11 protein-coding genes and 1 riboswitch are annotated in these 14,941 nt (G+C 62.6%); of the genes, 7 read left to right on the forward strand and 4 right to left on the reverse strand.

Annotated features, from left to right (window positions below):
• Positions 1 to 88: 88 nt before the first annotated feature.
• Positions 89 to 287: riboswitch (cobalamin riboswitch) on the reverse strand.
• A 63-nt stretch (positions 288 to 350) separates the two neighbouring features.
• The 3 genes from modC to modA are packed head-to-tail and all read right to left on the reverse strand — an operon-like array spanning position 351 to position 2,876.
• On the reverse strand, positions 351 to 1,427 hold the full coding sequence (gene modC, locus HQ843_RS06790) for a molybdenum ABC transporter ATP-binding protein (protein ID WP_180899229.1): 1,077 nt from the start codon (positions 1,425 to 1,427) through the stop codon (positions 351 to 353).
• On the reverse strand, positions 1,424 to 2,089 hold the full coding sequence (modB, locus tag HQ843_RS06795; RefSeq protein ID WP_180899228.1) for a molybdate ABC transporter permease subunit: 666 nt from the start codon (positions 2,087 to 2,089) through the stop codon (positions 1,424 to 1,426). Before modB ends, modC begins: the two co-directional genes overlap by 4 nt.
• Before the next feature lie 37 nt (positions 2,090 to 2,126).
• Positions 2,127 to 2,876: a molybdate ABC transporter substrate-binding protein gene (gene modA / locus HQ843_RS06800; RefSeq protein ID WP_180899227.1), complete on the reverse strand. Its 750-nt coding sequence runs from the start codon at positions 2,874 to 2,876 to the stop codon at positions 2,127 to 2,129.
• A gap of 180 nt (positions 2,877 to 3,056) precedes the next feature.
• On the opposite strand from modA, the gene HQ843_RS06805 reads away from it, so the two are divergent.
• From HQ843_RS06805 to HQ843_RS06820, 4 genes are all read left to right on the forward strand, one after another.
• Positions 3,057 to 5,477, forward strand: coding sequence for a beta-mannosidase (locus tag HQ843_RS06805; RefSeq protein ID WP_180899226.1), 2,421 nt, complete (start codon positions 3,057 to 3,059; stop codon positions 5,475 to 5,477).
• 228 nt (positions 5,478 to 5,705) lie between these two features.
• The gene (locus HQ843_RS06810) at positions 5,706 to 7,457 is read left to right on the forward strand and encodes an ABC transporter ATP-binding protein (protein ID WP_180899225.1); all 1,752 of its coding nucleotides are present in this window, start codon (positions 5,706 to 5,708) and stop codon (positions 7,455 to 7,457) included.
• A 244-nt stretch (positions 7,458 to 7,701) separates the two neighbouring features.
• Positions 7,702 to 8,118: a universal stress protein gene (locus tag HQ843_RS06815; protein WP_180899224.1), complete on the forward strand. Its 417-nt coding sequence runs from the start codon at positions 7,702 to 7,704 to the stop codon at positions 8,116 to 8,118.
• Positions 8,119 to 8,194: 76 nt separating this feature from the next.
• A complete protein-coding gene (locus HQ843_RS06820; RefSeq protein WP_180899223.1) occupies positions 8,195 to 9,808 on the forward strand; it encodes a BCCT family transporter in 1,614 nt (537 codons plus the stop codon).
• Between the two features lie 168 nt (positions 9,809 to 9,976).
• On the opposite strand, the gene apbC is transcribed toward HQ843_RS06820, so the two are convergent.
• Positions 9,977 to 11,095, reverse strand: a complete 1,119-nt coding sequence (gene apbC / locus HQ843_RS06825; RefSeq protein WP_180899222.1) for an iron-sulfur cluster carrier protein ApbC — start codon at positions 11,093 to 11,095, stop codon at positions 9,977 to 9,979.
• A gap of 671 nt (positions 11,096 to 11,766) precedes the next feature.
• Here apbC and HQ843_RS06830 point away from each other — a divergent pair.
• The 3 genes from HQ843_RS06830 to HQ843_RS06840 all read left to right on the forward strand — a co-directional run bounded on the left by HQ843_RS06830 (position 11,767) and on the right by HQ843_RS06840 (position 14,913).
• Positions 11,767 to 12,651, forward strand: a complete 885-nt coding sequence (locus HQ843_RS06830; RefSeq protein ID WP_180899221.1) for an SMP-30/gluconolactonase/LRE family protein — start codon at positions 11,767 to 11,769, stop codon at positions 12,649 to 12,651.
• 134 nt (positions 12,652 to 12,785) lie between these two features.
• Positions 12,786 to 14,642 carry a DNA mismatch repair endonuclease MutL gene (mutL, locus tag HQ843_RS06835; RefSeq protein WP_180899220.1) on the forward strand — a complete coding sequence of 619 codons (1,857 nt, stop codon included), beginning with the start codon at positions 12,786 to 12,788 and terminating at the stop codon, positions 14,640 to 14,642.
• A 40-nt stretch (positions 14,643 to 14,682) separates the two neighbouring features.
• Positions 14,683 to 14,913, forward strand: coding sequence for a DUF2093 domain-containing protein (locus HQ843_RS06840; RefSeq protein WP_180899219.1), 231 nt, complete (start codon positions 14,683 to 14,685; stop codon positions 14,911 to 14,913).
• The last annotated feature ends 28 nt before the right edge of the window (positions 14,914 to 14,941 follow it).

Raw genomic sequence — 14,941 nt, forward strand, 5'->3', positions numbered from 1 at the left:
TGGGGGCATGGGTTCAGGAAAGCGTGCGGAAACCGACGGGCGAAAACGCCCGTCACAACCGGCAGCACCATCAGGACACCCCGCCCGTGGACAAGTTGTCGTCTTGGCAGGTCTCCTGGCTTGCGGGTCGCGGCGGCTTTCCGTCTTCCCGGTTTCCCAGTGACATCGGTGGAAAGGCGCTCGCCGCTTACAGTTGCGGGGGCAGCTCCGGAATTGCCCTGTTTGTTTCGGGGCGCACCGGATTCCCTCTTGGCGCTTCGCAGCGAACCAAGACAGCGCCAGACTGATCGTTCACGCGGCGATTGTCAACATCATATAAAGATATATTTATATCAACAAATCATTATGTGTTAATCGATGATCGCCACCGACTTGATCTGGGCAAACACCGCCATGCCGGGCTTCAGGTCGAGCAGATGCGCCGAGCGCGCGGTCACCCGCGCCATCACCAGACTCTTGCCGATCTCCAGATGCACGATCATCGCCGAGGGATGATCGCCCCGGGCGATCTGGCGGATCGTGGCGGGTATGCGGTTGATGATCGACACCTTGGCATTTTCGGTGAGCGCGATCGAAACATCGCGGGCATGGATCATCAGGCGCACCGGATCGCCGACCTGTTTTCCGGTATGGGTAATCCACAGCGCGCCGCCCTCGAATTTGGCAAGCGCGAGTTGCCAGCGCAGGTCGATATCGGCGATCCGGGCATCGATCGAAATCCCGGCGCGGCGCTCATGCGCCATCGGCAGGTCGAGGCGGGCGAGCGTTTCGGCGGTGGGGCCCACGGCTATAATGCGTCCTTCGCGCATCACCGCCAGATGGTCGGCAAGCCGGGCCACCTCGTCCGGCGCATGGGTGACGTAGAGCATGGGAATGGAGAGGCTTTGCCTGAGGTCCTGAAGATAGGGAAAAATCTCCTGGCGCGCATGGATATCGAGCGCCGACATCGGCTCGTCCATCAACAGCAGCTTGGGCTGCGACAGCAGCGCGCGGGCGATCGCGACCCTCTGGCGCTCGCCGCCGGAAAGCCGGGCGGGCATGCGTTCCAGAAGCCCGGCAAGACCCAGAAGGCCGACAAGTTCGTCGAACCGGGCCTTGCCGTCGCTCTTTGCCCGCTTTTCGCCATAGCGCAGATTGCCGCGCACGGTCAGATGCGGAAACAGATTGGCCTGCTGGAACACATAGCCGACCTCGCGCCGATGCGGCGGCCGGAAGGTTGTGCCGTCCTGCCAGACCTCGCCATCGATCGCAAATTCGCCCTCCGGCAGGTGCTCTAGCCCCGCGAAGCAGCGCAGCAGGCTCGATTTGCCGCAGCCGGACGGGCCGAACAGCGCGGTCACCCCGCTTTTCGGAAACCTGAGGGACGCCTCGAGGAGGAACGTGCCGAAACGGCCGGCGAAACGGGCGGAAAGTCTGTCACCGGTCATGGAAAACGCCTCCGCATGCGCCGCTCGATCAGCATTGTCGAAAGAATGACGACGAAGGAAAACACCAGCATGCCGGCAGCGAGGATATGCGCCTTTCCCCATTGCAGCGTTTCGACATAATCGTAGATTGCCACCGACAGGACCTTGGTCTTGCCCGGAATATTGCCGCCGATCATCAGCACCACGCCGAACTCGCCGACGGTATGGGCAAAGCCGAGGATCGCGCCGGTGATGAGGCCGGGCCGGGCAAGCGGCAGGGCGACGGAAAAGAAACGGTCGAATGGCCCGGCCCGAAGCGTCGCCGCCGCCTCTAGCGGATCATTGCCGATCGCCTCGAAGGCGTTGCGCACCGGCTGCACCGCAAAGGGCAGCGAATAGATCACCGAGCCGACGACGAGGCCCGCGAATGTGAAGGGCAGCGTGAAGCCGATGGTCGCCCCGATCGCCTCGCCGAGCGGGCTTTGCGGGCTGAGCGCGATCAGCAGGTAGAAGCCGAGGACCGTCGGCGGCAATACCAGAGGAAGGGCGACGATCGCGCCGATCACCTCCTTCCACCATGTGCCGGAACGCGCCAGCCACCAGGCCAGAGGGACGCCCAGCACCATCAAGAACAAGGTCGTGACGCCTGCAAGTTTCAGCGTCAGGAACACGGCTTCCCACATTATTTCCGCTCCAGAGCCTATTCCCGACCGCAGGGAATCACGGCGGCAACCGGTAGCCGTGATTTTCGACAATTTTACGGGCGACTTCGCCCTTCAGGAAGCTCATAAACGCGCGCGCGGCCGAATTGTTCTCGCCGTTTTTCAAAAGAACCGCGCCCTGGGCGATCGGGCGATAGAGATCGGCCGGCACCTCGTAGCGCGAGCCCCCGGGCCGGTCGATGACCTGCGACAGCGCGACGAAGCCGAGCCCGGCATTGCCGGTGGCGACGAACTGGAATGCCTGAGTGATGTTTTCGCCCTCGACCAGCCGGTCACTGAGCCGGTCGTAGACACCGAGCGACCGCATCGCCTCGACGGCGGCCGCGCCATAGGGCGCGGTGCGGGGATTGGCGATCGCCAGTTTCCCGAACCGTTCGGGGTGGAAGAGCACCGCGCCGTCCGCATCGACGAGTTCGGGGTCGGTGCTGTAGAGAACGAGAGCCCCCAGCGCATAGACAAAGGCGCTGCCTTCAACCGCATATCCCTCGGCGATCGCGCGGTCGGGGCGCTCCAGATCGGCGGCGAGAAACACGTCATAGGGAGCGCCGTGAATGATCTGGGCATAGAGCCTGCCGGTCGAACCGAAGCTCAACACCGCGTCGTGTCCGGTCTCCTCACGGAAGGCCTCGGCGATCTCCTCGGCGGTGCCGGTGAAATTCGCGGCGACGGCGATCGTGACCTCGCCGGCGGCGGCGGACGTAACCGTGACCGGCAACAGCAGCAGGGCGAGAAGGAGAATACGACGCATCATGATATCCCGGAGGGCTGGTGGCCGAACTGTGCCCGTTAACCGCCCGCCGGTCAAATTCGGCGCGTGCGACAAGAAGCCGCAAAAATCTGCCGTGCCCTCCTTGAAACCGGTTCAGGGAGAACCAAAAAAGGTCTACAAGGCCGGCGTGATGATTTTATATCGATGGGCGGATGCAGCATGACGGAAATTCTCTATCTCAACGACGACTGGACCTTTTCCTCTGATGCCCATGGCAGTTCCGTCACGCTGTCGGCGCCCGGCGACGTTCATTCCGCGCTGCTTGCGGCGGGCGAAATCGAAGATCCCTATTTCCGCGACAACGAGACCGGAACCGACTGGGTTCACGAAGCCGAGTGGGTCGCGGTCAGGCGCTTCCAGCTTGCCGATCTCGACGGCGGTCGCTTCACGCTTCGCTTCGAAAGCATCGATTGCCTCGCCGAGGTCAGCGTCAACGGAAAGCCGGCCGGGCGCTGCGAAAGCCAGTTCCTGCGCTATGATTTCGATGTGACGGGGCTGTTGCGCGCGGGCGAAAACGAGATCGCGGTGCGGTTCCTGTCCAATTCGCGAGAGGCCGAACGGCGCGCGAAGGCGTCCGAATTTCCGATGCCCTATACCGCCAACAGCCGCATCGGCCATTTCAACTTCCTGCGCCGGGCGCAATGCCATGGCGGCTGGGACTGGGGCATCGCGCTTTCGCCGCTCGGCTTCTACGGCGATATCGCGCTGGTGAAAACCGGCGATCTCAGGCTCGACGATGTTGCGATCCGCCAGCGCCACGAACGAGGCGCGGTCGAACTCGATGTCACCTTCCACGCCTTCGCCTTTGCACCGGCCGAAGCCGAGGCCAGGGTCGAAGTCGACGGTTTGCGCGCGACCGGCAAGCTCACCGCCTGGCCCGGCGAAAACCGGGTCACGGTGACCGTGAGGATCGAAAATCCACGGCTCTGGTGGCCGGCCAGCCATGGCGAGCAGGCGTTTTACGATCTCTCGGTGTCGCTGGCCGGCGAGACCCGCGATTTCCGTATCGGCCTTCGCAGCGTCGCGTTGCTGACCAATGCCGATGCCATCGGCAACCGCTTCGCCTTCAGCATCAATGGCCGCGAAATCTTCATGAAGGGCGCCAACTGGATCCCCGGCGACGCGCTTCCCGCCCGCGCCACGCCCGAGAGCGTGCGCGACCTGTTGCTCTCGGCGGTCGAGGCCAACATGAACATGATCCGCGTCTGGGGCGGCGGACAGTATGAGGCCGACTGGTTTTACGCGCTTTGCGACGAACTCGGGATCATGGTCTGGCAGGATTTCATGTTCGCCTGCAATCTCTATCCGGCCCATGACCGCCGCTTTCTCGATCTGGTCCGCCGGGAGGCCCGCCAGCAATTGCGCCGGCTGTCGCGCTTCGCCTCGATCGCGCTGTGGTGCGGCGACAATGAACTGGTGGGCGCGCTCACCTGGTACGATGCCAGCATCGAGAACCGCGACCGTTATCTGGCGATCTACGACCGCCTCAACCATGCGCTCGAGGAGGCGGTCGAGGATGAGGCGATCGGCCTGCCGTTCCGCCCGTCATCGCCGTCGGTCGGCCGGCTCGATTTCGGCGATGGCTGGCATGTCGATACCGCGGGCGACATGCATTTCTGGGATGTCTGGCACTCGGCGAAAGATTTCGAGCATTACCGCAGCGTCCGCCCGCGGTTCTGCTCGGAGTTCGGCTTCCAGTCGTTTCCGTCGATGCGGGTGATCGAGAGCTTCACCGCGCCTGAAGACCGCAATGTCTCGTCCGCCGTCATGGATGTCCACCAGCGCAATGTCGGCGGCAACAGCCGGATCGTGGAAACCATCGCGCGCTATTTCCGCTTTCCCGAGACCTTCGAGGACATGGTCTATCTGAGCCAGCTCTCGCAGGGACTGGCGATGAAGACGGCGATTGAGTTCTGGCGCGCGAGCAAGCCGAGAACCATGGGCACGCTGTTCTGGCAGTTGAACGACACCTGGCCGGTGGCAAGCTGGTCGAGCCTCGAATATGGCGGCGGCTGGAAGGCCACGCAGTATCTCGCCCGCCGGTTCTTCGCGCCGCTGATGGTGACCGCCGAGCCGGACCCGGAAACCGGTGCGATCGTGCTGTTCGCGGTCTCCGATATCGAGGACGAAAAGCCGATCTCGGTCCGGCTGCGCACCGTCGATGCGGCCGATGGGACGGTCTCGGAACTGGGAACCTACGCGGCGGTCGCCAGCGTGGACGCGGTGGTCGAGATCGCCCGCATCCGGCCGGAAAGCCTGAGCGACAGCGTCTTTCTGGTGTTCGACTGGCGCGATGGCGACGGCAATCATCTCGGCGAAAACGAGTATCTGCCGAAACGGCCGAAAGCCTACCGCTTCGGCGAACCGACCATCACCGTGAAGGCGGAGAATGACCGGATCACGCTTTCGACCGACCGGCCGGCGCTTTACGTCACCTATGATCACGGCGGCGACGACATCTGGTCCGACAATTGCTTCACGCTCCTGCCGGGCGAGGACAAGGTGCTGACGGTGGCCCGCAGACGGACCTCGCATCTGGGGCGGGAGAGAGCTCCGGAGTTGCGTTTCCTGAAGGGCTGAGAAGACACACATCTGTTTTCTTCTGCATTGGCCACAGCGCGCGGGTCTTGCTCTTGCGAGATGATTGGCCTATTTGTCAGCCCCCAATGCCGAATGGGACGATGAGCGCACGTCAGTGTTGCCGCGCGCCAGCGAAGGGCCCTAATCGATATGGAACAACGCATCCCAATGCCCAGAAACTCGGTTTTCAAGCGACTTCTCGACAGAGTTCTCGCGCGATTTATTCCCATGGCGAACCGCAGCCTGCTTTATCGGTTGCTGTCGGAGAACCTGCGCGCCCAGGCTCCGTGGTATGCTCTGGCGACAGTCGCGATGCTGATTGTCGCGGCCATGACCTCCATGAGCGCATGGATCATGAAGGATATCGTCAACGAAACCGTGGTTTCGAAAGACATGCAGCGCATGTTCTTCCTCGCCGGCGGTGTTGCGACGATCTTCATCGTCAAGGGCATCGCAACCTATTTTCAGATCGTCATTCTCAGCAGGGCCGGCAACAACATCATTGCCGTGACGCAAAAGCGCATCTTCGATCGCATTCTTCGGCAGGATCTGAACTTCTTCATCAAACATCCGTCCTCCGACCTGGTGATGCGCCTGACGAACAACGCGCAGGCAGCCCGGTCTGTTATGGATCTGGTGCTGACTTCCGCCATCCGGGATCTCTTCTCGCTGATCGGCCTTATGGCGGTGATGTTCATCCAGCAGCCGATCCTGTCGCTTGTATCGCTGGTGATCGGCCCCGCGGCCTTTTTGGGCGTACGCTATCTGACCAAGAAGGTCCGCGACATCATGCGTCAGGAATTGACGGCGGTTACCAGGATCATCGAGGGTGTGCAGGAAGCTTCGACGGGCGTGCGGATCATCAAGGCGTTCGGTCTGGAGGAGCATATGCGCGAGCGTATGAACCATAACGTCACGCAGGTCGAACATCGTGCCAATGCCATCGCGCGCCTTTCGGCCGCCACCAGCCCGATCATGGAAACGCTTTCCGGGCTTGCCATCGCTGGCGTGATTGCGCTGAGCGGCTTTTGGGTCGTCGGCGGCGACAAGAGCCCGGGTGAATTGATGTCGTTCATCACGGCGCTGCTTCTCGCTTATGAGCCGGCCAAGCGGTTGGCGCGCATGAGGATCAATCTTGAGGCAGCCATGGTTGGCGTGCGGATGATGTACGAGATCAAGGACCATCCGATACAGCTGACGGAAGCCGAGAATGCCCTGCCGATACCCGATGAGGGCGGCGGTGAGATTGTCTTCGAAGATGTCGGTTTTTCCTATGCCCCTGACAAGCCTTTGTTTGATAATCTCAATCTTGTTTTTTCGGCGGGCAAGACAACAGCTCTCGTTGGCGCATCCGGCGGCGGCAAATCCACGATTATCAATCTCGTCATGCGCATGTTTGACCCCGAGAAGGGTACAATCAAGGTCAACGGCCTCGATTTGAGGCAGGTCTCCTTCGCCTCACTACGGTCTCATATGGCCTATGTCGGGCAGGACACGTTCCTGTTCAGCGGCACGGTGCGCGACAATCTGGCGCTCGGTCGCGAGGGGGCGAGCGAGGAGGAAATCATCCAGGCCGCCAAGGACGCCCATGCGCATGATTTCATCATGAACATGCCCAACGGCTATGATTCTCCCGTCGGTGAAAACGGCGGCAATCTTTCCGGAGGCCAGAAGCAGCGCCTCGCGATCGCCCGGGCTATGTTGCGCGATGCCGATATCCTGATCCTCGACGAGGCAACCAGCGCGCTCGATTCCTACGCCGAATCGCTGGTGCAGGATGCGCTGAAGCGGCTGACCGAGGGCCGTACCACGATCGTGATCGCGCACCGTCTCGCAACGATCACATCGGCCGATAACATCGTGGTTCTCGAAAACGGAAAAATCCTCGAGCAGGGGCCGCAGCGCGATCTCCTCTCCCATGACGGACCCTATCGTCGCCTGTATGAATTGCAGATCCTGCCGCAACTCGAAGAGGCCTGATCGCCTTTCACCGGTTTTTTGAAAAGCCATGGTTGCCCGTGCGCGCCATGGCTTTTTTGCGTCCGCGTCGGGCCCATGCAACGGCAAAATGCCCCGCTCGATTTGCCGGGCATGCGGCGAGATGCTAAACACAATGTGGCTTTTTCGTGATCGGCATATGTCGTGCCGGCGGGAAGCCCCACAGGGATTGTGGTGAAGGGAAGGAAACCGGCGGGTCGGCAAACCCGCAAATCCAGGAATCGCGATGTTTACGAAAATCATGGTACCCGTCGATCTGGCCCATGCGGAAAAGCTCGGGCGCGGCCTGCAGGCAGCTGGCGATATCGGCAAGCTCTACGGCGCATCGGTCGTCTATGTCGGCGTCACATCGTCGGCGCCGGGCGCTATCGGTCATAATCCGGAGGAATACCGGAAAAAACTCGACGCCTTCGCCCGGGCGCAGGCTGCCGCAAACGGTTTAACGGCCGAAACTCACGTTGTCGTCGCTCACGATCCGGCGATCGATCTCAACCAGGCGCTCGCGCGCTCTGTCGATGAGCTCGGCTGCGATCTGGTGGTTATGGCCACCCACGTGCCCAACCTTGCCGACCATTTCATGCATTCCCACGGCGGCCAGCTCGCAACCCATACCAGGGCATCCGTTCTGCTGGTTCGCGGCTGAGCCGGTTCAAGACATCGCGGATCGCCGGGCGGACAGGTCCAGGCCGATGCGCTGATTTGAAACAAGGAGATATTTCATGTCCGACACGGGGATACCCGAGCCAGAAGGCGAGACAGACATCATCGACACCGATTACGAGATCGGCCAGGACAATATCACCACCAATATCGGGCCCTTCGGCCTGGATATCCACAATCCGGTCTTCCTGATCTCGGGACTTGCCGTGGTCGCCTTCGTGCTGGTCACGCTTGCCTTTCAGGATCAGGCAGAGGTCGTCTTCAACGGTCTGCGCGACTGGCTGACCTCGACGTTCGACTGGTTCTTCCTGCTGGCCGGCAATATTTTCGTGCTGCTCGGCGTCTATCTGATCTTCTCGCCATACGGCAAGATCCGCCTTGGCGGCGCCGATGCCACGCCGGATTATACCTATACCGGCTGGTTCTCGATGCTGTTTGCCGCGGGCATGGGCATCGGCCTGATGTTCTACGGCGTTTCCGAGCCGATTTCGCACTATACGACTTCGGTTGCGGCGAACGCCGGTACGCCGGAAAGCTGGGCTCCGCTCGGCGGCGCTGCAGGCGATCCGGCAAAGGCTCAATCGCTCGCCATGGCGGCGACGATCTTCCACTGGGCGCTTCATCCCTGGGCGATCTACGCCATTGTCGCATTGGCGCTCGCGCTGTTTTCCTACAACAAGGGCCTGCCGCTCGCCATGCGCTCGGTGTTCTATCCGATTTTCGGCGAACGGGTGTGGGGCTGGACGGGGCATGTCATCGATGTTCTGGCGGTGCTTGCGACCCTGTTCGGGCTTGCGACGTCGCTCGGGATCGGCGCGGAGCAGGCCAATGCGGGCCTCAACCACATTTTCGGCCTGCCCGTGACCGACGTCTCCAAGGTGGTGCTGATCGTCTTCATCACCGGAATTGCGCTTGTCTCGGTGGTGGCGGGGATGGACGCCGGCGTCCAGCGGCTTTCGAAGATCAATATGGGCCTTGCCGCAGTGCTGCTGCTGTTCGTGATCGCCGTTGGCCCGACGCTTGCCATCCTTGGCGGCGTGTTCTCCAACTTCGTCGATTATGCCCGCTACCTGCCGGAGCTTGCCAATCCGTTCGGGCGGACAGACAAGAACTTCCTGGATGGCTGGACCTCGTTCTACTGGGCCTGGTGGATTTCCTGGTCGCCCTTCGTCGGCATGTTCATCGCCCGCGTCTCGCGCGGCCGCACGGTGCGTGAGTTCATCACCTGCGTGCTGATCATTCCTTCGGCGGTCTCGATCGTCTGGATGACCGTGTTCGGCGATACCGCGATCCGCGAGATCATCGTCAACAATTATCAGGCCCTTGCCGATGCGCCGCTCGATCTGAAGCTGTTCATCATGCTGGAGGCGCTGCCGCTGGCGACGATCACCTCGGTCATCGGCATCATCCTTGTCGTCGTGTTCTTCGTGACCTCGTCCGACTCGGGTTCGATCGTGATCGATACGATCACAGCCGGCGGCAAGGTCGATGCGCCGGTGCCGCAGCGTGTGTTCTGGGCAAGCTTCGAGGGGCTGGTGGCCATCGCCCTGCTGCTCGGCGGCGGTCTGACGGCGCTGCAGGCCATGGCCGTATCGACGGGCTTCCCGTTCACGATCGTCCTGCTTCTGGCCTGCTTTGCGATTATCAAGGGCCTCAGAAGCGAGCCGCGTTAAAGCGGACTGCGGCTGACAAAACCAAAAGCGGCGCCCAGTGCGGGCGCCGTTTTTTGTCGCCGGCACGGCGAAGCCCGGTCGAACCAGCTTGATCCGCGCCGCTCTAGATTCCTTATTTTGACGCGTCGGGTTAGCGAAAAACCGGATTCCACTTTTCCGCCCGACGCTCTAATCGAAAACGATCGACGGCGCCTTGCGGGTGCGGGCGCGCAGACCCTCATGCACCGCTTTTGCAATGGCCCGGTAGGCCGCTGCGTACGCCCCGTCGGGCGCATCGACGACGACCGGCGTGCCGGCATCCGATTTTTCGCGGATGTCGATGGCGAGCGGCACCTCGCCCAGAAACGGGACCCCGATCTTTTCCGCTTCGGCTTTCGCGCCGCCATGGCCGAAAATGTTGTGGGTCGCGCCGCAATCGGGGCAGATGAAGGTGCTCATATTCTCGACGATCCCGAGCACGGGCACCGAGACCTTGTTGAACATGGCGATCGCCTTGCGGGCATCGATCAGCGCCAGATCCTGCGGGGTCGATACCACCACGCTGCCGGCGAGCGGAACCTGCTGGGCCATGGTGAGCTGGGCATCGCCGGTGCCCGGCGGCATGTCGACCACCAGCACGTCGAGCTCGCCCCAGGCGACCTCGCGCAGCATCTGCATCAGCGCCGACTGCACCATCGGCCCGCGCCAGATCACGGCCGTGCCCTCATCGACCAGAAAGCCGATCGACATCACCTTCAGGCCGAATTTTTCCATCGGCATGATGGTTCGGCCCGGGCCCTGCGTCGGCCGGCCGGAAAGGCCGAACAGCCTCGGTATCGACGGCCCGTAGATATCGGCGTCGAGCAGGCCGACCTTCAGCCCCTCCGCGGCGAGGCCGAGCGCGAGATTGACCGAAGTGGTGGATTTGCCCACGCCGCCCTTGCCCGAAGCGACCGCGATGATCGAACCGATGCCGGGGATATCCGGCTTGGCGGGCTGTTCGGGTGTTTTTGGCGGAGCCGACGGGCGGGGTTTGGAAGGAGGGGCGGCGCTATTGGCCGGCTTGTCGGCGGTCAGCGTCACGAAGGCCTGCCGGGCGCCGGGAATGGCTTCGGCCGCTTTCGCCGCGGCCAGCCGCACCGGTTCGAAGGCATCCGCGTCGCCACCCGGAACGGTCAGCGAGAAATAAATCTTTCCGTCGGTCACGAAGATGTCGGAGACAAGCCCGCTGAAGGCAAGCGGTTTGCCATCGGGAAGGTTTACGGCTTCAAGGCTTCTGAGAACCTGCTGGCTGGTGATTTCGGTCATGAAACTGTTTCCCGGTTTGTACGGCAGCGCTGGTCCTGCTCTAGATAGTGGGAAATGCCGCGAGCGCCAATGGCAAAGCCGGAATCGGCGGCGAGCCGGCGTCAAGGGCGATGCGGATACCGCCTCGGCTTCAAGGCCTCGCGCCGGCCGGCCAAGGAAAGCCGGAAGTTACGTGAGAGAACAGTGTGGGGGAGGGGGCAAGCAAAACAATAGAAACGCCGGCGCTTTTAAAGGAACCCTGAGGTTCATGGCGCCGGCGTTTCTATTGTCTTACGTCCGCGCTCTTGGGCGCGTATTTGTTTTCATCCCCTCTGGAACTGTCGAGAAGATGGACTATTCGGTTTGCCTTTGCAAGCAGCTTTTTTACGGCTGGAACAATGATTTAGACTCAAAATAGCGCGAACAAGCCCGTCACTGGTTTTGTTGCGGTGCACAAATTATTGACTCCGCTTATTTTTTAAGCCTCGACGCCGGTCGTGGAGGCTTGTGTCGCAGCCTGAAAAAACTTCGCGACAATACCCGGGAGAGGCCGAACTTGCCGGCATCCCGCCACACTGAGAGCTTGATTTATTGTCAGGCCTTGTCTTTCCTCTGGCAAGGGCGGGAATTTTCATGATACGCGCGGCGATCCGCTGCGGTAAAACAAGAAATGAGGGGCATCGGGAGACATTATGATCACAGAGACCGTATTTGAGGGCAAGATCCTGGTGACGGAGCGGATGTCGCTTGGCGAGGGGCCGGGTTACGACCGCGACACGGACCTGATCTGGTGGTTCGATATCAACGCCAGCAAGCTGCATCTGCTGAAAGTCTCGACCCGCGACCGCCGTATCATTGCGCTTCCGGAAATGGCCAGCGCGCTGGCCGTCGTGGATGAACACCGCCAGGTGATCTCCACCGAGACCGGGCTTTATTTCCGCGACACCTCCACCGGGGCGCTGTCGCTGCATGTGGCGATTGAGGCCGACAACGCGGTCACCCGCTCCAACGATGCCCGGGTCCATGCCTCCGGCGCGTTCTGGGTTTCGACCATGGGCAAGAACGCCGAAAAGAAGGCCGGCGCGATCTATCATGTGCTCGAAGGCGTGGTAACGCCGCTGTTTACGAAGATCACCATCCCCAATGCGATCTGCTTTTCGCCGGACGGGGCGACCGGCTATTATGTCGATACCGACGTCAACCAGTTGATGGCGGTTCCGCTTGCGCCGGAGACCGGCCTGCCGACTGGCCCGGCCAGCGTGTTCATCGACACCTCGCATATGCCGGGCGGCATGGATGGCGCCGTCTGCGATGGCGACGGCAATATCTGGAACGCGCGCTACGGCGCCGGCGTGCTCGACCAGTTCGACCCCGGAGGCAAGCTTAAGGCGCGCTATCAACTGCCCGCGCGGCAACCGACCTGCCCCGCCTTCATCGGTCGCGATGGCGGCTGGATGCTGGTGACGAGCGCCGCCCAGGACACAGGCGCAGAGGCAGAGCCCAATGCCGGCAAAACCTTCGCGCTGGTGACCGGCGCCAAGCCGCGCTTCGATCCGGCCTATCGCGCTGGCCGCTAAAGCGCGTCCAGGAAAAGTGGATACCGGTTTTCCGTCCGGGCGCGCGGAAAAAGAAAGTTGTGCGCGCGTTCGGGAAAAGTGGACACACTCCAAATCCGCGTGGTTCGACGGGGCGAATCTGTTATGTAGACCACATGCGCATCAGACAGCTCTCCGAAACCGTCATCAACCAGATTGCCGCCGGCGAGGTCATCGAGCGGCCGGCGAGCGCCGCCAAGGAACTGGTCGAGAACGCGCTCGATGCCGGCGCCACCCGGATCGAGATCGCAACCGCCGGCGGCGGCAAGGCATTGCTTCGGGTAACCGACAATGGCGCGGGCATGACCCGCGACGACCTGGCGCTCGCGGTCAGGCGGCATTGCACTTCCAAGATTACCGCGGACCTCACGGACATTCGCACGCTCGGCTTTCGCGGCGAGGCGCTGCCCTCGATCGGTTCGGTCGCCAGGCTTTCGATCGCCAGCCGCACGCGCGAGGCTGGCGAGGGCTATCGCATCGCCCTTGAAGGCGGGCGCTCGGGCGAGCCGGAGCCTGCCCCGGTCAATGCCGGCACGATCGTCGAGGTGCGCGACCTGTTCTTCGCGACGCCGGCCCGGTTGAAATTCCTGAAAAGCGAGCGCGCCGAGACGGGCGCGATCACCGAGGTGATCAAGCGCATGGCGCTGGCCTTTCCGGCGACGCGGTTCGTGCTGTCGGGGTCCGACCGGACCACGCTCGAACTGCCGGCCACCGGCGATGACCGGCTGGCGCGCATCGCCCAGGTGCTCGGCCGTGATTTCAAGGCCAATGCAATCGAAATAGACGCGCTGCGCGAGGATGTGGCCCTTTCCGGCTTTGCCGGGGTGCCGACCTTCAATCGCGGCAATTCCGGCCATCTCTATGCCTTCGTCAACGGCCGGCCGGTGCAGGACCGCCTGCTTCTGGGCGCGATCCGCGCTGCCTATGCCGAGACGGTGCCGAGGGGGCGGTATCCGGTCGCCGTGCTGTGGTTTTCGCTCGATCCGGCGCTGGTCGACGTCAATGTCCATCCGGCCAAGGCCGATGTCCGGTTTCGCGACCCGGCGCTGGTGCGCGGGCTGATCGTGGGCGCGATCCGCGAGGCGCTGACGCGGGCGGGCGACCGGGCATCGTCAACCGGCGCGGATGCGATGCTGAGGGCGTTCAGGCCGGGGGTCTCGCCAGATCCGGGCGGTGCGTCGCGGGTCTTCCGGGGCGATTATCAACGGGCGGCCAATGCCGACTGGTCGCCGCAGAATTCGCCCTACCGGCCGGACGGCTTTCGCGAGCAGGCCGCGTCAGGCTTCGGCGAAACGACGTCCGCGCCCGTGTTTGACGGCGGGCCGGCGGCAAGCCTTGCGGGCTTTGCCACGCCATCGGCGCGCGGCGAGGCGCCCGTCACTCAGCCGTCCCCGGACCACCCGCTGGGGGCTGCGCGGGCGCAGGTGCATGAAAATTACATCGTCGCCCAGACCGATACCGGCCTTGTGATCGTCGACCAGCATGCCGCCCATGAACGTCTGGTCTACGAGGCGCTGAGGACAGCCTTTTCCAATAGAAGACTGCCCTCGCAGATGCTGCTGATCCCGGAAATCGTCGACATGCCGGAGGAAGATTGCGACCGGCTGATGCCGTTTGCCGATGAGCTTGCTCGGCTCGGTCTCGTCTACGAGCGCTTCGGCGCGGGCGCGCTTGCCGTGCGCGAGACGCCGGCGCTTCTTGGCGAGGTCGATGCCGGGGCGCTGATCCGCCAGCTCGCCGACGAGGCCGCGGAATGGGAAACCGCCGACGGTCTGCGGGCAAGGCTCGAAAGTGTCGCCGCCACCATGGCCTGCCACGGTTCGGTGCGTTCGGGAAGGCGCTTGCGCGTCGATGAAATGAATGCTCTGCTCAGGCAGATGGAGACGACGCCGGGTTCCGGCCAGTGCAATCACGGCCGGCCGACCTATATCGAACTGCAGCTCGCCGATATCGAGCGGCTTTTCGGGCGTTGACGGCGCGGCGATACCAGCAAGCGGAAATGGAGATCGATCGGTGAACATCTTTGATGGAAGCGGCAAGGGCGCGGCGCGGATTCGTTATCTCGACGCCAATTTCGAGATCGTAACACCCGGCAGCCACGTGGTTTGCGCCGTTACCGGCAAGCATATTCCGCTCGACGAGTTGCGCTACTGGAGCGTCGCCCGCCAGGAGGCTTACATTGATGCGGAGGCCTCCTTCGAGGCGGAGAAGCGCGCTGGCGCGCTTCCGACAGACAAGCGATAAGAGCGGGCCGCCTTTCACGCAGGCGGCC

It is taken from the genome of Martelella sp. NC20 (assembly GCF_013459645.1).
Classification (GTDB): domain Bacteria; phylum Pseudomonadota; class Alphaproteobacteria; order Rhizobiales; family Rhizobiaceae; genus Martelella.